The sequence below is a fragment of the Chryseobacterium tructae genome (assembly GCF_030409875.1).
GTDB classification, from domain to species: domain Bacteria; phylum Bacteroidota; class Bacteroidia; order Flavobacteriales; family Weeksellaceae; genus Chryseobacterium; species Chryseobacterium tructae.
In genome coordinates this window covers 4,458,204-4,480,384 of sequence record NZ_JAUFQR010000001.1, presented here as the reverse complement: position 1 = coordinate 4,480,384, position 22,181 = coordinate 4,458,204, and the positions used below count along the sequence as shown (strand labels likewise).

Sequence of the window (22,181 nt, the reverse complement as noted above, 5' to 3'; positions counted from 1 at the left end):
TGAAGAAGAAACAGCAATTCCGGAAATTCATGCTGATCAGATCAGACAACTTCAGAACCTGTGCCGGACAGTAGATTTAAAACCAATCTATGAAGTATATCTGAATACCATTATGAGCTTGCGAAACACAGGAATTGCCATTTCCGACCGTAGAGCCGTGAAGCTTCAGAACCTCATCGCTGCAAGTGCCTTGATTTGCGGAAGAAATGAAGCCGTTCTTTCAGACCTTTGGGTTCTAAAACATATCTGGGATACAGAAGAGCAAATTGAAATTCTGGAAGGAATCATCAACCGAACCATTGAGAAAGACGATCATCCGAATTCTCATCCGCAGGCCATGCATAACAAAACCCCCAATCCGGAAGAGGTGATGAAAGATGTGAAAATACTGGTAGATAAATGGAATCAGGGACAGTTAAGTTTTGAAGAGCAAAACGTGATCAAAGATAAACTAAGGTACCTTCAGACACGATGTGACTGGATCAGAAACCCTGAACAGAAACAATACATTCAGCAAGAAATTGAAAGCTTATGGCAGAAAATTCTTCAGACAATATAAAAGAATTCTGGGCCGAAATTCCCCGCGCCGATGAAGATTATCTAGGCTCTATACGAGACTGGAAAAATGTTCAGATCGCAACGGATGATGAAATCATATGGCTCAGAGGTTTTACAGATGAACAGGCATCAGCTTCAGAGCTTCATCAGTTGCCTAACTTTTTGCTGTACGAACTTCGGGATGGCCTTTTATTTAAAAAAGGAGCCTTGGTTCCCAGTAAAAAAATGAGCACAGCATTGCTTTGGATGCCTATTGATAAGGCATTGAGACTTACTTTTCCGGCATCCAACCAAAATTATTTTGGAATCAGTGAAAAAGTCTCGATCAAATTAAAAGAAAGCAATGAAGAACATCCGGTTATTGCTTTGATAGCCAAAATCCAAGACATCAAAGAAAGTATGGTAGCATTACCAAAATTCAGACTGGAAAAAATAGAATGGGTTGTAATGGAAGATAAAGCTTTATTTTTAGGATTGCCATTATTAAGTCTACCGGGAAAAACATACTGGACAAAAGACGGACATCTTTTGCCTTCCGGTTTTGATTTTGAGTTTAAAAATCTGAGTACATTTTTACAGCAAAAATATAATAAAAAGTCAGACGAATGGCTGTTATGGGATGTAAATGGGAACTATCTTCCAATAAAGAAAACAGATTTCCGACCCCTGTCCGTAAGCTCGTTTCGTCTCACTGAAAAATCAAGAGAATGGAATTAAAGGCCTATTTCCAGTCCTATGAAAACTATTTCTGGGAATGGAAAACCGATGAAGATGTTCCCGGAGATTCCGGATATAACAATAACAACCTCCTCTCCATTCCAGGAGTAGGGGCAATTGCTTATAGGCCTTATGTCATGGAAATTCTTAAAGAACTTCAACCCCAGGGATGGCCTCCATTCGGCGCTTTATTGATGGTCTTATATGCCATGCAGGAAGGATATACAGATTTTGCAAGCCCTTTAAGACATACCACAAAATTGTATAGTGTTGGAAATTTTGAATTTAATGCAGAAAAAGAGATTGAATTTCTTGATAAGATAAAAGCACTTCCTAAAGTTTACAAACAAAAACAGAACAAGATTGTACTGTTACAGACTTTATTTAGAGATAGCCATAATACAATATCTTCTGTAAGTGCGGACCTTAACTTGAAAATCTATTACAAAAGAGCTCATGAACTTGTTGCCAGTGCAGAAAAAAAGTCTGCTGGGTCATCCGCTTTAAGCAGAGATTTAAAGCTTTGGATCTTAATGACAGATTTCCAACCACACAATCCATCATTGATGCGATGAAAGGATTTATTGAAGAACCAGAACTGAATGATGAAATTGTAGAGGAAGAAACTACTGCAGATACAGCCAAAGACTTTATCCGAGAATTAGTTGAAGAACCCAAAACATTTCAGGTAGGAAGTTTGATTAAAAGGATCTGGAGCGGACTTAAAATTCCAATGCGTCATCTTTCCCCTGGAGAACAACCTATTGGGGGAGTTTCTGATATGACTAATAAAGGGGATTTTCATAAAATGCTTCTGTCGGAATTTGCTAATGAAGATGAGGTATTCATGAATCGTGTAGCGAATAATGAAGCTTTATATATTCAAAGGGAAATACCGCCCGAAGAAAATATTTTTGAAAGAATTATCCTTATTGATACTTCCCTTAGAAACTGGGGTACCCCAAAAGTATTGGCCTTCGCATCAGCGATAGCTATCATAAAACATCCTAAAGCCCATTCAGAATGTAAAGTGATGGCTCTGGGACAGGCTGCAATTCCCATTTCTCTGAATAAAGTAGAAACCGTAATTGAAAACCTTAATCAGGTAAGCCCCGTGCTGGAAGCTTCAGAAGCATTGGATAGGTTTTTTAATGAAGAGTATCCTCAAAAAGATATTGAAGTATTTTTCATAACCCATGAAGAAAACCTTGAAGACGAAAAAATCCAACGAGTTATTCATCAGAATAGAAATAAACTTAAATTTTTGGTAGCTACAACCTCAGATGGAGAAATAAACTTTTATAAGCACGATAAAGGAGCACGGAAGCATATCCAGAAAATAAAACTTCCTCTTCATGAATTGTGGGCCAATCCACCACAGCAGAAAAAGACAGAAAACAATTCAAATGGAAAGAAAACCGATCTTCCGTTGAATTATCCGATTTTGTTTCCAACTCCTGTCAATAAGATTGCTCAGTTTTTGTACGAAGGTGAATTTTTTATCCTGAGTTCAAAAAAACAATTGTTGAAAACGTATCTTTCTGATAATTATTATGACAGACATTCCTATGAATACTATGAAACCTATCATGGTTGTGAAGTTATGATCGAAGATGTTTCTGTAAAGCCAACCGGGCAGTTTGCTCTGGCAAAAAATAAACAAAAACACTTTATTCTTTGTCAATATCAATCTTCCATAAAATTAGTCTCTAAACTCAACCTGAATACCAAAGAATATTCTGATATCAATGTTACCGGATTGAATATTCCGGATGACTATGAACTCATTTATTTTGATCAGTCTTTTTATCTGCATCAGCCTGATAATAGCCTATTGTATAAAATAAATATTGAAGGAAATATCTCTGTAGAACCTGTTGATAACAAATATTATGATCTGGATAAAAATATAGCAAAAGTCAATACAGAAGTGTCCAAACTGAATAGAAGCGGATTGAAAATCATTGGGAACTTCAATAAAATTGGAATTAATACCCATCATAATCTTGTTTTTTCAGGATGTGAAATAAGCAGTGTATATGAAAATACCCTGAATCTCTATAAAAACAGATTTGAGATCAAAATATTAGCAGAACAAAATAAAAATAAATACACCTTCCCTGATGGGAGCGAAGTTATTGCAGATTCCCGCGGAATGCTGACATTCAGGAGCAGTAACAAAGGAATTGAGGAATTTTATATACCTACTACAACCTATGGGTTCCTTGCTCTTGCTACTTATACAGAATTTGGTGGGTCAGAATATTACCTTCCGGAACAAACTTTATTGAAGGTGAGAACTATAGAAGAAATGTATTATCAATATTTAAAGCCCTTCATAGAACAGATTTTAGATTATGGAGCTTAGAATAAAACCTTTCCCAAAGAATATATACCCTAAAAAAGGACTTTTAATAAAAGGTTCTTCACCACTGGTATGGCTTCAGGAAATGGAAATACTGGGAATCAATATAGAGCAGGTAAAGTCCTTTGCCATTCCAGATAATACACCCAATGTTCTATATGGATGCTTTCTTGTATTTAAGGATCATGCCCCACAAGAAATTGGAAGAAATGCGTATTTCCAATCTGTGGATAACCAATTCTTTATTCCGGAAAATACCACGTTTTATCCAAAGATTAATCATGAGGACTGGGAAAAAATAGGTTCAGACTTACTCATCATGCATCCTGAATTTGGGTTTGTAAAATTATCAGAACAGATCAATTGGATTGATCTGATTCAGGAACCGGAGAAAATGGCAGCAACCATCAGAAAACCTTTGAATGGGGTTAAAATTCCACAAACCATAGAAAGCTATACGGTTGAGATGGATGATGAAAAGATGCTTGAAGCATTACAGAAACCTCAAACAGAAGAAGAATGGATCAACAATCTGCCATTCGATCTGAAGAAAGTAATGGCCGGAAATAAAAAAGAAATTGAAAAATATTTAAAATACATTGAAAAATACCCTGAGAGAGCCATCGAATTAGGAATTCCTTTAGACATTATGGGGACTTCCAGAGGAAATGGATTTGCTAAATTTACCTGGCTGGAAGGATTATTTGGAGGTGGTAGTAATAGCAAACAAGAAAGTGCGCGAACAAGAAACTTCCGCAGGATATTTTGGGCTGTTATTGTCATTGCTATTGTATTAAAAATAGCCTTACCATCTAAAGATGAACCTCTTCAGGAAGAAAATGTTGTTTCTTCAGGAAAGATTGTTTCGGATGCAATAAAAGCGCCCTCAGATATGATTGCTTTTCATTCCGGCGTATCTGAAATAGATCAGAAGATAGACTCTATGTATTTTGATCAAAGGAAAGGTCTTTCCAATGAACTATTGAATGCAGGTCTGCAGGAAAGTAAGTCGAAAAACGAAAAAGAAGAATACAAAAAGAAAGGAGGGAGAGAGGTAAACGCCATTGGTCACGATATTCAAAAGCTTAGCAGCAAGGAACAACAAAGCCGTGATTCCCTTAAAACCATTTATACCCAAAAAATAACAAAACAGATTAAGGAAAGAAGTGAAGTACTGAAACGTAAAATTTCAGACTCTTTAAAACAATATACCAGAGGGAAACCAGTGAATGGAGATGTTGTGAAGTATCTGTTAAAGAAGAAACAGGTACTGATGCAGGACTCCTTAGGTAAATTATACGGAACCATTGATCTATCCGAGATATCACCTCCGTCACCCATCAAAGATTCTAAAGTAAAAGGCATAGAATCTGGTGGGAATTCACTGAAGAAAGAGACCCCTGTTTCAGATATTTTGTATATGGTGATCCTGATGATTGCAGCAGTAGGATTATATTCCTTCCTATTTAAAAATAAATCATTGAACCTTGGTGGTGATAATATTCCGGGCTGGGTGAAATTCTTTTTGATCATCATCCTGGTAGCTATGTTGGTGTATCTTTTTTACCCTTTGGTTAAGATGTTTGGCTACAACTGGTTTGTATGGGTACTTGCTATTGGAGTGATGCTACTGCTTTACCGACTGTTCAGGGATGATAAAACCATTTTAAACTCTGACGATGATGAATAAACAGAAATTTATAGACAAGTTTATGGCCGCTTTTGTATTGTTGGCCATGTTTAAAGTCATCGGAATCGTGGCAGAGCTTTTCCATGAACGTTTTTGGAGTGTTGTCGGAAATTTGATGATCTTTTTAATAGTAGCATTTATCATCCTTATGGTTATTGCTTTTTTAAAAGATAAAGAACAAAATAAACAGAATTCAAAAAAAAGAGGCGGAGCTGGAGGCGGAAACTTTTATCTTGAAAATTCTCTTTTTGACAGAATACGAAGTAAATACGAAGATCTTGCTCAGAAATATATTGCAGAAAAAGAGTACAAAAAAGCAGCAAAAGTCTATATGAACTTGCTGCAGGATTACTACAGAGGAGCAAAAACCCTTGAAGATGGTGGATTCTATAACGAGGCAGCAGCAGTATATCTTAAAAAACTAAAAAGTAAATCCGATGCCGCCAATTGCTATGAAAAAGCAAAACAGTACAAAAAAGCCATTGATCTGTACAAAGAAATGGAGCAGAAAGAAAAAGTAGGAGATCTTTACAAAGAGATTAATGATTTGAACAATGCTCATATCTACTATCAAATGGTAGCAGACGACTATGCCGCTAATAATCAGATGGTAAAAGCTTCGTTGGTTTATCGGAAGAAAATGGAAAAACCGGAAGAAGCCCAAAAAGTATTATTAAAAGGCTGGGAAGAAGATAAAGATGCCTTTAACTGTTTAAATAACTATTTTGCCAATATCTTTGATACTAAAAGTCTGGAAGCAGAAATACAAAGTCTTTATGAAAAAACTCCGGCTTACAAAAAGATGACCTACTTGGAAGCGATGAAATATGAGTTTAAAAAAGATCCTAAATTGCAACCCGTTGCCAGGAAAATTGCCTATGAGATCATTGCAGAAAAAGTAGAAGCCCGCTCTGAAATTGTTAACGAGCTGAAATATTTTAATCCCGATGATGAAGTGATTCTTAAAGATATTTCGCGATTTAAAACCGGAAGAAATAAAATGTTTAGAAACTAAAGCTTAGAATGAAATGGATAATACATTTAAATATCTCCAATATAAATATGATAATAAAAATCCCTTTGAAATTGCACAAGAAATAATATCAAAAGGAAGATCTCCATTATATGCCATAAATGATGTTAAGGAAAAATTTCCTGCATTTTCATTAATGGAAGCTAAAGAAGTCGTAGTTATTGCAACATCAGAGCACAAAAGTCTTTATGATTATCAGGGTGAACTATTCATCCAACTTGAAAAACTAGATGAAGAAAAAGAATAAAGTTTTTAAGTTTCAAACCTCTGTAATTGAACTGTTAAAAGAGATTAGAGTACAGGGTTTTTATTACTCTTCTCTGCGAGAATTATAAAATAATACCAAAAAAGATTTATCTTTGCACCAGAAAATTATGACAATACAAAGAGCACATATCAATGCAGAACTATGCGAAAGCCCATCAAAACTGGGATTATTCGTGTATGATTGGATGATATGGAATGAGGCGAAATGTGCTGACTTTGGAAATTATTTACTGTAAACCCGTAAAAATTTAAACAAAATATAGCAGAAACGTCTCGAAAAATCGAGGCGTTTTTTGTTTTTTAGGTCAGAAATTATTTAGAATGAAAAAAAATAACCATAAACATGAAAATTTTTTAATTAACAATGCAATTTTAATACAATAAAGTAGAGTGATAGACAACCCAATGAGAGACAGTCATTTAGGTAATTAAGATATCCGCAAAATAGTGCGGACAGAAATCGCTTACTCTAAAAATAAGATGTAATTGATTGATTATCAATATTTTAATTTAAAAATTTATTTGCAGATTAGAAAAAATCATATTTACTTTGCAACCGAAAATTGAAAGCAACAAGTTTTCAGGATTCAACAAAAAATAATTTAAAAGCAAAACAAAAATAAAATGAAACAATTTCATAACATACTCAATCAGTATTCAGAAATATTCGGACAAGAGCCGGCAGGGAGAGTGTGTGCTTATGATAGTGAAATTGTGGATAAAAGGTGCTTATATACGTGGGTCAGTTAATGATCTTTCACGTCAGAATATAAACGAGCGCCTCCCAAAAGAGGCGCTTTTTTTATGGTTTCTTTAGCTTATTTGGTAAAGCGTCGGTCTGTGGAACCGGAGAACAGGGTTCGATCCCCGGAGATACCCAAATTCATCTCATAGCTCAAAGGTAGAGTATCGGAAGTGACCCGAAGGTTGAGGGTTCAAGTCCTTCTGAGGTGGCAAATGGCTCCATGGCTCAATTGGATAGAGCATGGGTTTTCTAAACCCAGGGTTACAGGTTCGAGTCCTGTTGGAGTCACAAAAGGAGAGTAGGCAAATGTTGGTTTGTTGCGGCTTACTGCTAATGAGTTCTACGACAGTAGTGAAGGTTCGATTCCTTTGCTCTCCGCAAAAAAAGGTCTATTGAGGTAATGGTAACCTGCCCGACTGTCTCTTGGGCACTGCGAGTTCGATTCTCGCATAGACCGCAAAGATAAAATCTCATAGCTCAATGGGTTAGAGCACCGGTCTTTTAAACCGGGGGTTGAAAGTTCAAATCTTTCTGGGATTACTAAATGGTTCATCGAAACTTTTCAATCCGGCTGTCTCCCGGAAAAGAAACAGAAGTGAACCCCAAAGCTGGAAAGATAACGGTGGTTGTTTACCCGTCTTGGACGCGGGAGGTCGCAAGTTCGAATCTTGCTTTCCAGACGACATAATAAGTAATAAATAATGAGTAATACTATGCAGAAACGTAGTTTTCAATAGTACTCATAACTCATAAAAGAAGCCGCGGGAATGGTGGAACGGTAGACACACTTGATTTAGGATCAAGGCGCTGGGGGTTCGAATCCCTCTTCCCGTACAAAAGATTTTGTAGCTCAATGGTAGAGCGCTGGTCTGTTAAACCAGAAGTTGAAAGTTCGAATCTTTCCAGAATCGCAGTAACTAAATGTTAATTGTTTCAGGAGAAAATAAAAGTTTGTCAAGAGCAGAAGATCTTTACATCAAACACAAAAATACAGACAAGCTTTTTCTTTCTCAATCATCAACAGTTAGAAACTAAAAATATGATTAATACAATTTTAGGTAAAAATAAAAGTCTGTCAAGCGCAGAAGTTCAAACAAAAATATAGACAGACTTTGTTTTTTGAATAATAGGCATTAAAAATTACTCATATTAATATCTGATGGTTCGCCGAAGCGGAAGAGTCGGGGCGGTCTGCAAAACCGTTGCGTAAGCTGAGTGGGTTTGAATCCCATAGCCATCTCAAAGTAAAATTGTAAGGGATCAGAAAGAAGTATTCATCACTTATGAGAATAAAGAAATATCCTTTATTAATAAAAGAAAAATGTCTGTCGAGCGCAGAAGATCTTTAAGCCAAAACACAGAATACAGACAGGCTTTTTCTTTTTATCAATAATGAGCAATAAGTAATGAATGATCAATTACTCATGAAAAAATCCGGAAGTACGCCGAAGTTGGAGAGTCGGGTCAGACTGTAAATCTGTTGCTTCATTGCTGAGTAGGTTCGAATCCTACTACTTCCACCCAACCGCTGATAATGTAATGGCAGCATGCAGGAAATATACTCTTGTTGTTTAGGTTCGATTCCTAGTCAGTAGGTCAAAGAAAATATTAAATGCTCAATATAATTTTCGAAAGAAAAGCTTGTCAAGCGTAGAAGTTCTTTTTGTTAAGCAAATTTAAAGACAAGCTTGTTCTTTTTTAATAATGAACAATAAGTAATGCATGATAGATTACTAAACACCCATTACTTATTGCTTATAAAAAATGCTCTATTCGTCTAACGGTAAGGACGCCTGCCTTTCGAGCAGAAAACAAGGGTTCGATTCCCTTATAGAGTACTGGATGTGAATAACTGGTCAATATTGAATTGATTTTAATACCATGAAAGTTCAGATTTAAAAAAACATTGGCCAGTTGCCATTCACACAAATAAAGAAAAGAGAAAAGGTTTGTCAAGCGCAGAAGATCTTTAGTCAATAAAAAGAGACAACCTTTTACTTTTTATAATAAGCAATAAATGATAGAAAAGTAGTTTCATCATTACTCATAAAATACGGAAGAGTGGTGTACTTGGTGTGCACGTTAGTCTGAAAAACTAAAGGTACAGGTTCAATTCCTGTCTGTTCCACAAAAACATGAATGATAAGTAATATAATGAGTCATCTTTGATACTTGACTGTCTTTTAACATTACTCATTACCAATTACTTATTACTCATGAATTTAAATCTGATTCATAGTGTAATTGGTCAGCACACAAGATTTTGATTCTTGATGTTTAGGTTCGAGTCCTAATGAATTAACAATATTTACTCTGATAGTGTAATGGTAGCATCTCAGTCTCCAAAACTGATGGTACTGGTTCGAGTCCGGTTCGGAGTGCAAAAAATGAATAGTCAATAGCTAATCCGCTTTGTGGTCAATTTTAAAATTTACTATTGAACATTCACCAATTAATTATCAACAATCATTATCAATTATAAATTAAAGTATGTAGAAAAAATGGAAACGCAACAACAAACATGGCAGAATATGAACGGAAAAATTTTCCAACACTCTATCGCACAGCTGGTAGAAGAAGCCATTATTCGCGAACAAGCAAACGGACACCGTTTGAAAGTATGTGTGGGATCAGACTCTCATGTATATGGAGAAGCTATTAATTATGCTACGGCAGTCGTATTTATTCGTGAAGGAAAAGGAGCGTTTACCTTTATCAGAAAGAAAGAGAAATACAGAACATCAGTATCAAAGAACGAATGCTGAATGAAGTCAACAAATCTGTTGAAATCGCTTATGCAATCTGTTCTGTATTGGACACTTATGGAGTGGAAATGGAGGTACACGCAGACATTAATACCGATCCGGATTTTAAATCCAATGTAGCACTAAAAGATGCCATGGGATATATTCTTGGAATGGGATATGTGTTTAAAGCAAAACCTTTTGCCTTCGCAAGTTCCAATTGTGCAGATATGATGGTATAACAAGATAAAAAATTAAAGATTAAAACCAATAACCATGTATTTTTTAATTCAGTCTAATGTGTATTTAGATCCGGATCATTACAAAATTTTTGAGGCCCTGGAAGAATTGAATATTGACTACGATGTCATTAATATTCCTCCAACAGCAGATAAAATAGACTTTGAAACAGATAGAAAAGATGTTTTTGTCTATGGTTCAGTGACGATTGCAAGACTGGCAAAACAAAATTCAGACTGGTTTCTCGGTTCTTTTTATGGTGGAAATCATTTGTATGAGGTATACTCTCAATATTATGGTGAAAACCTGTTGAATCATAAGGTTTCTGTTCATAAAATTTCTGAAACATTACAATGGGAAAAAGATGAAGAGAAATTCATTAAACCATACAATGAAGCAAAAATTTTCACAGGAAAAGTTTTTACAGAATCAGAGTGGAAGGATTTCGTTTTTGAAAGACTGGAAGATACAGGCAACAGAATTACAGAAGATTCTTTAATTCAGACTTCTGAAGCTAAGCGAACTGTAAAAGAAGCAAGGCTTTGGATCGTTGGTGGGCAAATTGTGGATGGTGGCTACTACAGATTTAATGATAATGCTCCTTTCGAAGAAAATGTTTCACAGGACGGATTGGATTTTGCAAAAAAGATGATTCAGTTGTTTACTCTTGAAGAAGCCTTTGTAATGGATATCTGTTTAACGGATAAAGATTGGAAAATCGTTGAAATCAATTGCATCAACAGTTCCGGATTTTATCCCAATACCAACGTGAAAAGTGTGATCAAAGCTTTGAATTTCTACTTTTCCAATTAAAAATTAAAACAATGCTTTTGTATGATAAAATTACAGTAATAGACATAGAAGCTACATGCTGGGAAGACGAAAAGCCTCCTGAAAACCAGGAAAGGGAAATTATTGAAATCGGAATCTGCAAGCTGAATATGGCTGATGGAAGCATCGAAGATAAAAGAAGTTATTTCGTAAAACCTTACAAATCCGAAGTAAGCGAATATTGTACAAAGCTGACCGGAATTACAGCAGAAAAACTGGAAAAAGAAGGAATCTCTTTTCAGGAAGCCTGTTCAAGGATCAGGAACAGATACAATTCTCTGATCAGAATCTATTCGGGTTTCGGCGGATTTGATAAGGAAATTATTGAAGATCAATGTAGAGAATTGGGGACAAGATTCCCTTTCAGTGACACTTATATTGATTTGAAAATACTCATAAGTTTAATGAAAGGAGAGAAGCCTAAAGGTCTTTTAAAAGAACTCCAGATCAGAAATCTTGAATTTGAAGGGAATAACCACAGCGGAGCAGATGATGCTTATAATACCGCCAAACTATTATATCACGTGTTAAGAAAATAACACAAAAAAACTAAAAACATGACTCACAATAGAATAGCCGTTATCGGCTTACACGAACAGGAATACGAATATATACGACAACATTATGATGGTCTTATGATCTGGCATCAATCCATTCCGATGATAAAAGTAGTGGATGGAACATTATATGTGGAAAAAGCTCAGGGAGTAGGAATGCTTCCGGTAGATAAGGTTGTTTATCATGGAATTTTTGAAGATGACCTTGATCTTATCGCTGGATTGGCTCTTTGGAACGGCCCATGTTTCCCAAACGCTTACGGAATGCTCGAATGTAGGTTGAAAATTCCTTGTCTTGCCAAAGCGATGAAGTACTCAAAATTTAATTCCCAAAGAGGATTTATCTCTGCAGGAGCTTATGTGAATACAGATACCGAGTTAGTGGCAAAATGGGGAAACTGGCACTGTGGAGAGAACAAACATAAATTTACAGGAAGCTGGGAAAGTACAGAAAACAGTGTATTGGAGCCTTATTTTGAAGGCGATGCTGTAAGAATTTTAAACATTGGTGAAAAATCCTGGCAGATCAAGCTTGAAGGAGAAACATGGTTAAAATCCATACATCCGGACGATGCCCAATTCATGGAAATTGATGCAGAACTTCTACAGGATACCCTGATGTTAAAAGAAAAAATAGGAATGGATGTGATCGCGAATGATTATATCGTTCAGAAAAACGGTCATAAACATTTATTGGAAATTAATCATATTCCCAATATTACAAGGTTTGAAGAGGTAAGGTTACACTTCCTGAAAACCGTTGTAAACTGGATTCATGAAGATTAGATAGAACTCAGAACTTTAAAAAAAAATACGATGGAAATGACCAAAAGACTATTGTTTCTGGATGATATACGATATCCGATTGAGGCATATCGTTATACCAAACAGGATATTTTTCTCAGAAGAGACTGGCATATTGTTCGGAATTACGATCAGTTTGTCAATAGAATTCTAGAGAAAGGCCTTCCGGAAATGATTTCTTTTGATCATGATCTTGCAGATGAGCATTATCTGAAACAGGATGCCGGTGAGTTTGTGGAAAAAACAGGCTATGACTGTGCAAAGTGGCTGGTAGAATATTGTTTGGATAACTATTTAGACTTACCGAAATTTTACTGTCATTCTATGAACCCTGTAGGAAAGGAGAATATAGAAAGACTTTTAAAAAACTTTAAAAAATTGTAATGGACATTTTCAGATTCATTCAGGACATTAAAAATCATCTCAGTCTCAGCTTTAATGAAGTTGACAGATGGTTTGATAAAGATAGTACAACATTGAATTTTCAGGCATCAAACGGTGGGTGGACAATTCAGCAGATTTTGGAGCATATCTATCTTACGAATTTTTATTTGCTGATCCTCATTGAAAAAGGCTCAAAAAAAGCAATGCGGAATTCCTTAGAACTTGACCTGGAATCTGAAATTAGAAATTACAGCTTCAATAATGAACATTTTGAAAAAGTGGGTGAGTACGGTGCCTTTGAATGGATAAGACCAGAACACATGGAACCAAAAGGAGAACAAAGTTTAATAGAAATCAGAAATCTGATCACTCAGCAATATCATCAGTGCCTGAATTATCTGGAATTGATGAAAAATGGTGAAGGACTCCTTTATAAAACGACCATGACTGTGAATGATCTGGGGAAAATCAATGTCTATTAGTACATTTATTTTCTCTCACTTCACGCACAAAGACATCTTACCCAAATGGAAAATAACCAGTCAGAAATGACAAAAAATTAAAAAAATGATTTTCAAAACATATAACTCTATAGAAAATGCTTACCAGACCCGGGTGATCGATCAGATCAGGCTACAGGGTTTTGGAGATGAGGTTTTCATCGTGCAGGAAAAAGTTCATGGAGCTAATTTCTCTTTCTTTACCGACGGAAAGGAAATTAAAATAGCCAAAAGAACAGCTTTCATTGAGAAAGAGGAAAAATTTTACAATGCACATAAAATTTTGGAACAATACAGAAAAAATGTAATTAATTTGTTTCAAAAAGTGAAAACAATCTACCCGAATATTGAAACTGTAGTCATCTACGGAGAATTATTTGGTGGCGGTTACAAACATAAAGAAGTAGAACCCGTAAAAGAGGCTATAAAAGTGCAGGCAGGAATTGAATATGCACCTTACAACGATTTTTATGCATTCGACATTAAGTTGAATGGGGTGACTTATTTGGATACGGATATTGCCAACTCAATTTTTGAGGAGACCGGATTTTTCTATGCTAAAACCTTATTTGAAGGAACTTTAGAAGAAGCGTTGATGTTCCCGAATGTTTTCAATTCTAAAATCCCAACCTGGTTAGGATTGCCGGAAATGAACAATATGTGTGAAGGAACCATTATCAAAACTCTAAAAACCAGATATTTTGGAAACGGATCCAGAGTCATTCTGAAAAATAAGAATGAAAAATGGATCGAAAAGTCTAAAATGGTCAAAAAACAAGATAAAATTGTTCAGAAACAGCTTAATTTCAGCGAAACTGCTCAGAATATCTGGAACGAAATTCAGAGATATGCAACCGTGAACCGTTTGAATAATGTGGTGAGCAAAATTGGCGAATTCGAACCTAAAATGATAGGAAAAGTGATTGGTCTTTTTGCACAGGACATTTTAGAAGATTTTGAAAAAGATTTTCCGGCAGTTTTTACAACCATTGAAAAAGAAGAACAGAAAAGGATCAACAAAAAGTTGAATTCTTTAGTGATTGATATTGTGAAAGAAGAATTAAATTCAGCAAAAGCATAGTTTGGGATTGATGCCAATGAATAAGAGCTTTTGCCATTAAAGCAATTAAAAATGAAAAAGATAAGTACATTATTCAAAAAAGATATAAATAATTTAGGACGAGTTATTAACGAAATTAATCCTGAAAACAATTGGGTTTTTGATGGAAAAGCTATTGCTACGCAAAAGTTTGATGGTTCTGCATGTGCAGTGATCAATGGTAAATTATACAAAAGATACGATGCCAAAAAAGGTAAAACAGCTCCTGAAGGTGCAATTCCATGTCAGGAAGCAGATCTTACTACAGGCCATCATCCGCATTGGGTAGAGTGTAGCATGGAGAAAAAAGATGACCAGTACTTCTGGGAAGGGTTCAATGCATTGGCCGAATCGGGCAAAGTAGAAGAGGGGACTTACGAACTTATTGGTGAGAAAGTACAGGGAAACCCTGAAAATATTAAAGGTCATTTATTAGTAAAACACGGAAATAATATTCTGAGTTTAGAAAGTTTGGATTTTGAATGTATCAAAAACTTTTTGAGCAATCCTGAGAATAATATGGAAGGTATTGTTTTCCATCATACAGCGGATAATCGTATGTGTAAGATCAGGAAATCTGATTTTGGTATACATAGAAAAGCGATAAAAGAACTTATTGTTTAAATAAAGATGAAGTTTCGGTAATTTATTTTACCGGAACTTTTTTATATGTAAACTCAACCATACCTTGAGGAGATTCTTTGAATATTCATAATTTTCACAAAAATCTCAATTGAAGACGTGAAAATTTTCCTCCATTGGAGGGGTGGCAAAAATTAAAAATTTTTGACGGGGTGGTTTAAAAAGAAAGAAACAATGTTACAAGCAGAAATAAAAAGTCTTTTAAAAGAAGACATCAGTATATTAATAAAAGTTCCCAACTCAGCAAAGCACTATTTATGTGATTGCGGAGAAGCAAGTTTATTAACGGTAAAGGAAGCGCAGACAATATCAGCGATATTCATCAGCCATACCCATATCGATCATTTTGCCAATTTTGATGGTATTTTCAGACATCAGATTGGAAGTGGAGAAAAAGTGATTATCTGCGGGCCGCAAAATATTCATGAACAAATTGGAGCAAGATTAAAATCTTACACGTGGAATTTAATAGATGAAAATGCAATTGAATATCAAATCCATGAAATTATTTCCAAGGAAGAAATTAAGGTTTATGCAATTCGTCCTCCTTACTGGAATATTGAATATGTAAAGACTCAGCATTTCCTTTTTGAAGATGAATATGTAAATGTAGATTTTGCCATTCTGGATCACAAAACAGATTCCATTGCGTACCTGTTTAAAGAAAAGGATACTGTTACTTTTCATGAAAATGCTTCTGATTTTAAGAAAGGAAAATGGATCAGTGAACTGAAAGCAGCCTTTGAAAATAATGACTCGGATAAAGAAATTGAAATAGAAGGAACTTTGTATAAAGCATCAGATTTGTTTCATTTGCTGACCAGAAATGAAGGTTACAAATTAGGAGTAATCATGGATCATGCTGCTGATGAAGACAATTATAAAAAGATAAAAGAAGTCTTCAATAATGCAGATAAAGTCTATATTGAAACATTTTACAAGGATTCGGATCAGGAATTTGCAAAGATTAATTATCACAGTTTTGCCTCTGCATCAGGAAAAATTATGAATGAGTGCAAGGTAAAAGAGGCCATTCCGATTCACTTTTCAAGAAGATATACTGAAAACGATCAACAAGAAATTGAAACTGCTTTTTATCAAGCATTTCAAAATTAAAAAAATTAAGATTCCACCCTTCACAATCATTTCAGTTGAAGACATGATATTCCCCTCCGGAGGGGTGTCAAATCTAGGATTTGACGGGGTGGTAACAAAAAAAATTAAAAAACAATGAAACCCAATATATTTTTCACAGCCGACCATCACTTTGGTCACGAAAATATTATAAAATTCTCCGAAAGACCCTTTGAGTCTATGGAGCAGATGAATCAGGAACTGATCAAAAGATGGAATGAAAGAATCAATCCCGGAGATACAGTCTACCATTTAGGAGATTTCAGCCTAGGGAAGCCTGATTTTACAAAGGAAATTTTAGATCAGTTGAATGGAAATATTCATTTGATTAAAGGCAATCACGAAGGAGCCGCTTTAACGTATCCTAAACGATTTGCCTCCATCAGAGATTATCATGAATTGAAAATTGATGAACCGGACAGCAACAATGGAAAGCAGAAAGTTATTCTTTTTCATTACGCCATGCGTACCTGGAATGGCTCACACCGCGGTGTCTGGCAGCTATACGGGCACTCACACGGGACATTGCCGGACGATGAAATGGCATTGAGTTTCGATGTTGGAGTAGATTGCCACGATTTTTATCCGATTTCCTACGAAGAAGTCAAGGAAATTATGAAAAAGAAAAAATGGACACCACCATTTGAGCCTCGAGAATAAGAGGCAAGAGAGTCTGGATGGAAAGAATTTAAAAGAAGAGCATATTCTGAAATGGATCAATTCCTAAATGATGTCATAGCTATGACATCTTGGATCTTTGTTGCCTAATTGATTGGCTTCCCCAGCTCTCATTAATACATTTTACACAACCATGAAAACAACCAATGAAATAATAATTGTCGATTTGGAAGCAACCTGTTGGGAAAACGACAGGATTCCAATCGGACAAAAAGTAGATATTATCGAAATGGGAATTTGTAAGCTGGATCTGATATCCAAAACCATTTCCCAAAAACAAAGCATTTATGTGATTCCCGAAAGATCAGAAATCAATAGATTTTGTACTAAGCTAACAGGAATTACACCACAATTGATAGAAGAAAAAGGAATCTATTTTGAAGAAGCCTGCGAAAAGATCAGAGATGAATACAATCCTGAATCTCTCACTTGGGCGGGTTATGGAAATTTTGACAGAGAGCAGATCATCGAACAGAGCGACTGGCTTGGAATAGAAAACCCTTTTTCAGGGCAATACCTTGATGTGATGTATGAATTCAAAAGACATTTCAGACTGTATAAATCTATTGGTTTGAAAAGAGCTCTTGATCATCTGAAAATGGATTTCGACGGAAATCATCACAGCGGAGCAGACGATGCTTATAATACCGCCAAAATTCTCAATAAGATTTTGGAATAATCATTTGGATGGAAGCAGCAAACTTTAAATAATATATAGGCTCCATCTTTTAACATTAAATAAAAAACAATGAAAACAACAGAAAATATACTCATTATAGACCTTGAAGCCACATGTTGGGAAAACTACCCGCCGAGAGGTCAGGAAAGTGAGATCATCGAAATCGGAGTTTGTATCATGAATGCAAAAACCGGTAAAATTTCTCAAAATGAAGGGATTTTAATAAAACCCCAATACTCGAAAGTGAGTCCGTTTTGTACGGGACTTACCACTATTACCCAAAATATGTTGGATAATGAGGGAATCATGCTGGATGATGCATTTGATATTCTGAGAGCAGAATATGACTCAGAAGAACTGACCTGGGCAAGCTATGGAAACTATGATCTGAATATGCTTCAGAACCAGGCCAGAAGATTTTATGTGGATTATCCTTTAAGTGATGACCATATCAATGTCAAAACATTATTCGGACAGACTCATCCTACGGTAAGAAAAAGTGTAGGCATGCAAAGAGCATTGAATGAACTTGGATTTAAATTAGACGGAACTCATCACAGAGGAGTGGATGATGCAAGAAATATTGCCAAGATTCTGCATTGGTGCCTGCAGAATAATTAAAATGCAAATAGATAATAATTGATATTTAGAGACTGTACCGAAGCGTTCAGTCTCTTTTTTATGTACTATTTTATTTTTTATAATTTACCTTTGATAAAAATTGTATCCCTTGGAGGAACTTGTCGAACTACTGGAACATACCAACAGAAGTGTTTTTCTGACAGGAAAAGCAGGAACAGGAAAAACCTCCTTCCTGAATGATTTTGTAAAAAAGACCCATAAAAAATACATTATTGTTGCTCCTACCGGGATTGCAGCGATTAATGCCGGCGGGGTAACCATACATTCACTGTTTGTTATTCCTTCACGAACATTTGTTCCTACTACAGAACCTGTTGACCCTAATCTTGCGATGAATATCAATGAACTGTTTCCCCATTTTAAGTACAGAAAAGAAAAACTTGATCTTTTTCGGGAAATAGAATTGATTATTATTGATGAAGTATCCATGCTAAGAGCTGATTTACTGGATATGATAGATCATTCCTTAAGAAGAGTAAGACGAAATCAGCTGCCATTTGGAGGAGTCCAGTTGTTATTAATAGGAGATTTATATCAATTGCCCCCTGTGGTAAGAGACGATTCTGAAAAGATTTTGTCAAAATTCTATGAAACTCCTTTTTTCTTTTCGGCGAAAGCTTTGCAAAATGTACGACTAATCACTGTAGAATTAACAACAGTATACCGTCAGCAGGATGAAGAATTTCTGGAAATACTCAATGCCGTGCGGCATGCTGACTTCCATGAACTGGATTTTGAAAAATTAAATTCCAGATACAATCCCGGGTTTGAACCTGAAAATGAAACCTATATTCATTTATGTTCTCACAATCGTATCGCAGATCATATTAATCAGAAAAAACTGAGAGAGCTGGAGTGCGAATCGCTATTTTACAAAGCTTCAGTGATTGGGGAGTTTAAAGAAACCCAATATCCGATTGATGAAACATTGGAACTGAAAGTAGGTGCTCAGATTATGTTTATAAGAAATGATTCATCGCCTGATAAAAACTTTTACAATGGAAAGCTGGCAGAAATTTCCTATCTCGATGAAGATACCATAAAGGCTGTGCTAGATGAAAGTAAAAAAGAGATTACAGTAACCACCGAAGTCTGGGAACAGAAAAGATATACCCTTGATGCTGATAAAAACATTAAAACAGAAGTATTGGGGAGTTTTGAGCAATATCCTATACGATTGGCTTGGGCCGTTACGATTCATAAAAGTCAGGGATTAACGTTTGATCGTGTCATCATTGATGCCGGAAGATCCTTTGCCAGTGGACAGGTATATGTTGCGTTGAGTCGTTGCAGAACATTGAGTGGTATTGTTTTGAAATCTGAAATTTCACAGAATGCCATATTCAAAGATCATAGAATTGAAGATTTTCAAATGTCTACTAATGCCAATGACAAACTTGTACAGATCATTGAACATGAAAAATATGATTATACATTGCATAAAGTTCAGATGACAGTAGATGCAGCGTGGATAAAAGAAGCTGTCATGAACTGGGAAAAGATAGCTTTAATGACAGCGATTCCGGATCAGGAAAAAGTAAATACTTTGCTTGAAGAATTGGATAGAGAAAGCGAACATCTTTTTAAAGTATCTGAAAAGTTTAAAAGAGTAATCCGTTTGAAGTTAGCCGATTTTATAGCCGGAGAAATTCAATGGAGTGAGATGGAAGAAAAATGCCAGGGTGCTGTGAGCTTTTTCTACAAAAATACTGCGGAAAAGTTCTTATTGCCTTTGAAAAGTCTTTATTCGGTTATGGTAGGAACTAAAGGCTTAAAAAAAATCAATGAAGAAACGAGACTCTTTTTGCAAGATCTCGAAGAATACATAGAAAGATTAAAAGCCTGTTATCTGTTGGATGTACTTTTATTTGATAAAGAAATTGAAATGGATACCTCCACAATAGTTGTTAAAAAGCCGACACATATTATCACTTTTGAGCTATTTGATAAAGGAATGCCCCCTTTTGAAATTGCTGAAAAACGCAACCTTACTCCGGCAACCATCTACAGACATCTGGAAAAAATGGGGTTGACAGAAGTAGAAAGAACTTTTAAACAATAATATTGCCTGAAAGTTATGCTCCAATCTCTGAGGTTAATCCTGTAATTTTTTGAAATATGGAGGAATAGAGTTCCTGTGGAATAGAATGCCCCATACCTTCAATCAGCATAAATTGTGCATCGGGAATACAATCTGCAATATCTTTTCCACAATCCAGATGAAAAATAGGATCCTGGCTTCCATGGATAACCAAAGTTGGAATTTTGATTCTCGTTAAAACTTCCTGATCATACTGATAAGTAGCTATAGCCAGCAGTTGCCTTATAATACCATCTTTTGTTGTTGAGCGATTAAGTTCTTCCTCAATCATTTCTATTTCTAAGTTTTCATCCAGTTTATATAAATCCCCTGAAATTCTTTTGGCAAAAAATAGTTTATCCTTGATATAGCCTTCTTTATCTGCAATGGGATCCACTGGAGGTTTCATCATCATAGCCATAACTTCCGGATTAGAAGAAGGTAAAGCCGGATTCAGAGATGTTGACATGATAATGGTTAATGATAAAACCCTTTCAGGATAGTACGACCCTAATAATTGGGCAATAATTCCGCCCATGGATCTGCCTACAAAATGTGCTTTATCAATCTGTAAATAATCAAGTAAGCCAGTTACATCCTTTGTCATATCCAACAGGGAATAGGGAATATCTTCTGCCTTCATATTAGACAAAAAAGTCTGATAATTTCCGGTAAAATGCAATGGGTTCTCAGAATGAAAAACAGAAATCCCCGAATCTCTGTTATCAAACCGGATCACCCTGAAACCCTGTTGTACCCATAATTGACAAAATGGATCATCCCAGCGAATCATCTGGCTGCCTAAGCCTGAAATCAGTACTATAGTCTGTTGATGTTCCGCTCCTAAGATTTCATAGCAAAGATCAACTCCGTTTATTTTAGCAATATGGTTCATAATTTGTAAAGTTCTGTGTCAATTTCCGATAGAGCAGCTCGTTCTGCCTTTAAGATCTCCTGACGGTAATTAACATACTTATTTTCCTGAGTAGGGATGACGGTGATAAATTCAAAACTGAAATTTTCACTTCCATATTCATTCCAGTCTTGTTGTAGCTGAGCATTGGTGTATAAACCACTCTGCAATACAAACTTCATTTTATTCACCAGGGCTTCCAGATTCAATGCTCCTTTGATATATTGTTTTCCGGTTATATTATTTTTCACAGTAAGTACGCCCATTGTAATAACATGGTTTTTCGCTTTTTCACGAAGTTGTTGTTTTATAGCATTTTTCATATTGATCTATTTAATATTTCCACCCAACTCGGATAAAAGTTCGGTTGCTGTTTGCAATGCTTTGTTTTTTTTTGAGGAAATGATATCCTTAGTTGAATGTTCAGCAATTACTTTCGCTTCTTCAAATATTTTCTTCCCATTAGGAGTAATAACAACATAGCTTACTCTGGCATCTCTTTCATTAGTTTCTCTTGCTACCAATCCTATTTTTTCCAGAGGATTTAGTAAACGTGTGATACCAGAAGCCGTAACTCCTATTTTTTCAGCCAGATCAATCCTGCGCATTTTACTTTCAGAAGATTGACTAAGGATATAAAGAATCACAAAATCATTAAAACCCAATCCATGCATACTCAGGGAATCAAATTTTCGGGCAATAACCGATTGGAGTTTGTTGATGTTCATTAAAAATAATAATTCAGAGCTTATCATTGAAAAGTATTTGAGTTGTCAAGTAATTTTATTTTGCAAATATATAAATTTTAATGATTTACAAATATTAATTTATTTTTTTTTTGAAGATTATGAATATATTCTTTTTCAATAACATTGTAAG

Annotated in this window: 23 protein-coding genes, 15 tRNA genes and 1 pseudogene; 36 read left to right on the top strand and 3 right to left on the bottom strand. The window is 35.4% G+C overall.

All coding sequences use genetic code 11. The features are described from left to right. Nucleotides 1-112 precede the first annotated feature (112 nt). From QWZ06_RS28020 to QWZ06_RS22105, 36 genes and pseudogenes are all read left to right on the top strand, one after another. Complete coding sequence (locus QWZ06_RS28020; RefSeq protein WP_353960026.1) at nt 113-559, top strand: hypothetical protein; 447 nt, start codon at nt 113-115, stop codon at nt 557-559. Continuing rightward, nucleotides 532-1,275, top strand: a complete 744-nt coding sequence (locus QWZ06_RS22280; protein WP_290301168.1) for a hypothetical protein — start codon at nt 532-534, stop codon at nt 1,273-1,275. The genes QWZ06_RS28020 and QWZ06_RS22280 overlap by 28 nt, the downstream gene beginning before the upstream one ends. Further along, nucleotides 1,266-1,850, top strand: a complete 585-nt coding sequence (locus tag QWZ06_RS22275; RefSeq protein ID WP_290301167.1) for a hypothetical protein — start codon at nt 1,266-1,268, stop codon at nt 1,848-1,850. Before QWZ06_RS22280 ends, QWZ06_RS22275 begins: the two co-directional genes overlap by 10 nt. Next, nucleotides 1,799-3,643, top strand: coding sequence for a hypothetical protein (locus QWZ06_RS22270; RefSeq protein WP_290301166.1), 1,845 nt, complete (start codon nt 1,799-1,801; stop codon nt 3,641-3,643). The genes QWZ06_RS22275 and QWZ06_RS22270 overlap by 52 nt, the downstream gene beginning before the upstream one ends. Then, entirely contained in the window at nt 3,633-5,330 is a 1,698-nt protein-coding gene (locus QWZ06_RS22265; RefSeq protein ID WP_290301165.1) for an APC family permease, read from the top strand. Before QWZ06_RS22270 ends, QWZ06_RS22265 begins: the two co-directional genes overlap by 11 nt. Continuing rightward, the gene (locus tag QWZ06_RS22260; protein ID WP_290301164.1) at nt 5,320-6,345 is read left to right on the top strand and encodes a tetratricopeptide repeat protein; all 1,026 of its coding nucleotides are present in this window, start codon (nt 5,320-5,322) and stop codon (nt 6,343-6,345) included. The genes QWZ06_RS22265 and QWZ06_RS22260 overlap by 11 nt, the downstream gene beginning before the upstream one ends. 13 nt (nt 6,346-6,358) lie before the next feature. After that, complete coding sequence (locus QWZ06_RS22255) at nt 6,359-6,610, top strand: hypothetical protein (protein WP_290301163.1); 252 nt, start codon at nt 6,359-6,361, stop codon at nt 6,608-6,610. 127 nt (nt 6,611-6,737) lie between these two features. Beyond that, complete coding sequence (locus tag QWZ06_RS22250) at nt 6,738-6,866, top strand: penicillin-binding protein (RefSeq protein ID WP_185155143.1); 129 nt, start codon at nt 6,738-6,740, stop codon at nt 6,864-6,866. A gap of 576 nt (nt 6,867-7,442) precedes the next feature. Next, a tRNA-His gene (locus tag QWZ06_RS22245) sits at nt 7,443-7,510 on the top strand. A 4-nt stretch (nt 7,511-7,514) separates the two neighbouring features. Further along, nucleotides 7,515-7,584 (top strand) — tRNA-His (locus QWZ06_RS22240). 5 nt (nt 7,585-7,589) lie between these two features. Next, a tRNA-Arg gene (locus QWZ06_RS22235) sits at nt 7,590-7,663 on the top strand. A 5-nt stretch (nt 7,664-7,668) separates the two neighbouring features. Beyond that, nucleotides 7,669-7,753, top strand: a tRNA-Ser gene (locus QWZ06_RS22230). Between the two features lie 8 nt (nt 7,754-7,761). Next, nucleotides 7,762-7,832: transfer RNA gene (locus tag QWZ06_RS22225), tRNA-Asp, on the top strand. A 9-nt stretch (nt 7,833-7,841) separates the two neighbouring features. Beyond that, a tRNA-Lys gene (locus QWZ06_RS22220) sits at nt 7,842-7,915 on the top strand. Between the two features lie 68 nt (nt 7,916-7,983). After that, nucleotides 7,984-8,055: transfer RNA gene (locus QWZ06_RS22215), tRNA-Pro, on the top strand. An 81-nt stretch (nt 8,056-8,136) separates the two neighbouring features. Continuing rightward, nucleotides 8,137-8,209 (top strand) — tRNA-Leu (locus tag QWZ06_RS22210). A 5-nt stretch (nt 8,210-8,214) separates the two neighbouring features. Continuing rightward, nucleotides 8,215-8,286 (top strand) — tRNA-Asn (locus QWZ06_RS22205). Nucleotides 8,287-8,533: 247 nt separating this feature from the next. Further along, nucleotides 8,534-8,615, top strand: a tRNA-Cys gene (locus QWZ06_RS22200). A gap of 196 nt (nt 8,616-8,811) precedes the next feature. Further along, nucleotides 8,812-8,895, top strand: a tRNA-Tyr gene (locus tag QWZ06_RS22195). A 246-nt stretch (nt 8,896-9,141) separates the two neighbouring features. After that, a tRNA-Glu gene (locus QWZ06_RS22190) sits at nt 9,142-9,213 on the top strand. A gap of 217 nt (nt 9,214-9,430) precedes the next feature. Beyond that, nucleotides 9,431-9,503, top strand: a tRNA-Phe gene (locus tag QWZ06_RS22185). Nucleotides 9,504-9,604: 101 nt separating this feature from the next. Further along, nucleotides 9,605-9,677 (top strand) — tRNA-Gln (locus tag QWZ06_RS22180). Nucleotides 9,678-9,685: 8 nt separating this feature from the next. Then, nucleotides 9,686-9,756: transfer RNA gene (locus QWZ06_RS22175), tRNA-Trp, on the top strand. Between the two features lie 120 nt (nt 9,757-9,876). Continuing rightward, nucleotides 9,877-10,361, top strand: a pseudogene (locus QWZ06_RS28015) (ribonuclease H-like YkuK family protein). A gap of 34 nt (nt 10,362-10,395) precedes the next feature. Next, entirely contained in the window at nt 10,396-11,172 is a 777-nt protein-coding gene (locus QWZ06_RS22160; protein WP_290301160.1) for an ATP-grasp domain-containing protein, read from the top strand. 11 nt (nt 11,173-11,183) lie between these two features. Continuing rightward, complete coding sequence (locus QWZ06_RS22155) at nt 11,184-11,729, top strand: 3'-5' exonuclease (RefSeq protein WP_290301159.1); 546 nt, start codon at nt 11,184-11,186, stop codon at nt 11,727-11,729. 18 nt (nt 11,730-11,747) lie between these two features. Further along, nucleotides 11,748-12,533 (top strand): hypothetical protein, encoded by a 786-nt coding sequence (locus tag QWZ06_RS22150; RefSeq protein WP_290301158.1) that lies wholly within the window; start codon nt 11,748-11,750, stop codon nt 12,531-12,533. 30 nt (nt 12,534-12,563) lie between these two features. Then, nucleotides 12,564-12,935: a cyclic-phosphate processing receiver domain-containing protein gene (locus QWZ06_RS22145; protein WP_290301157.1), complete on the top strand. Its 372-nt coding sequence runs from the start codon at nt 12,564-12,566 to the stop codon at nt 12,933-12,935. Further along, nucleotides 12,935-13,417, top strand: coding sequence for a DinB family protein (locus tag QWZ06_RS22140; RefSeq protein ID WP_290301156.1), 483 nt, complete (start codon nt 12,935-12,937; stop codon nt 13,415-13,417). Before QWZ06_RS22145 ends, QWZ06_RS22140 begins: the two co-directional genes overlap by 1 nt. Nucleotides 13,418-13,502: 85 nt before the next feature. Beyond that, a complete protein-coding gene (locus QWZ06_RS22135) occupies nt 13,503-14,516 on the top strand; it encodes an RNA ligase, Rnl2 family (protein WP_290301155.1) in 1,014 nt (337 codons plus the stop codon). Between the two features lie 51 nt (nt 14,517-14,567). Continuing rightward, the gene (locus QWZ06_RS22130; RefSeq protein WP_068939881.1) at nt 14,568-15,158 is read left to right on the top strand and encodes an RNA ligase 1 family protein; all 591 of its coding nucleotides are present in this window, start codon (nt 14,568-14,570) and stop codon (nt 15,156-15,158) included. Nucleotides 15,159-15,350: 192 nt separating this feature from the next. Continuing rightward, the gene (locus QWZ06_RS22125; RefSeq protein WP_290301154.1) at nt 15,351-16,292 is read left to right on the top strand and encodes an MBL fold metallo-hydrolase; all 942 of its coding nucleotides are present in this window, start codon (nt 15,351-15,353) and stop codon (nt 16,290-16,292) included. A gap of 114 nt (nt 16,293-16,406) precedes the next feature. Continuing rightward, nucleotides 16,407-16,970 (top strand): metallophosphoesterase family protein, encoded by a 564-nt coding sequence (locus tag QWZ06_RS22120; RefSeq protein ID WP_290301153.1) that lies wholly within the window; start codon nt 16,407-16,409, stop codon nt 16,968-16,970. A gap of 151 nt (nt 16,971-17,121) precedes the next feature. Continuing rightward, the gene (locus tag QWZ06_RS22115) at nt 17,122-17,667 is read left to right on the top strand and encodes a 3'-5' exonuclease (RefSeq protein ID WP_290301152.1); all 546 of its coding nucleotides are present in this window, start codon (nt 17,122-17,124) and stop codon (nt 17,665-17,667) included. A gap of 69 nt (nt 17,668-17,736) precedes the next feature. After that, nucleotides 17,737-18,288 (top strand): 3'-5' exonuclease, encoded by a 552-nt coding sequence (locus tag QWZ06_RS22110; RefSeq protein ID WP_290301151.1) that lies wholly within the window; start codon nt 17,737-17,739, stop codon nt 18,286-18,288. Nucleotides 18,289-18,397: 109 nt separating this feature from the next. Continuing rightward, nucleotides 18,398-20,371, top strand: a complete 1,974-nt coding sequence (locus QWZ06_RS22105) for an AAA family ATPase (protein ID WP_290301150.1) — start codon at nt 18,398-18,400, stop codon at nt 20,369-20,371. Between the two features lie 13 nt (nt 20,372-20,384). Here the strand turns inward: QWZ06_RS22105 and QWZ06_RS22100 are convergent, their stop codons facing one another. From QWZ06_RS22100 to QWZ06_RS22090, 3 genes are read right to left on the bottom strand one after another with little or no spacing between them, the layout of a single operon-like run. Further along, nucleotides 20,385-21,284, bottom strand: a complete 900-nt coding sequence (locus tag QWZ06_RS22100) for an alpha/beta fold hydrolase (protein WP_290301149.1) — start codon at nt 21,282-21,284, stop codon at nt 20,385-20,387. Beyond that, complete coding sequence (locus QWZ06_RS22095) at nt 21,281-21,625, bottom strand: GIY-YIG nuclease family protein (RefSeq protein ID WP_290301148.1); 345 nt, start codon at nt 21,623-21,625, stop codon at nt 21,281-21,283. Before QWZ06_RS22095 ends, QWZ06_RS22100 begins: the two co-directional genes overlap by 4 nt. A gap of 6 nt (nt 21,626-21,631) precedes the next feature. Continuing rightward, complete coding sequence (locus tag QWZ06_RS22090; protein ID WP_290301147.1) at nt 21,632-22,057, bottom strand: MarR family winged helix-turn-helix transcriptional regulator; 426 nt, start codon at nt 22,055-22,057, stop codon at nt 21,632-21,634. Between the last annotated feature and the right edge of the window lie 124 nt (nt 22,058-22,181).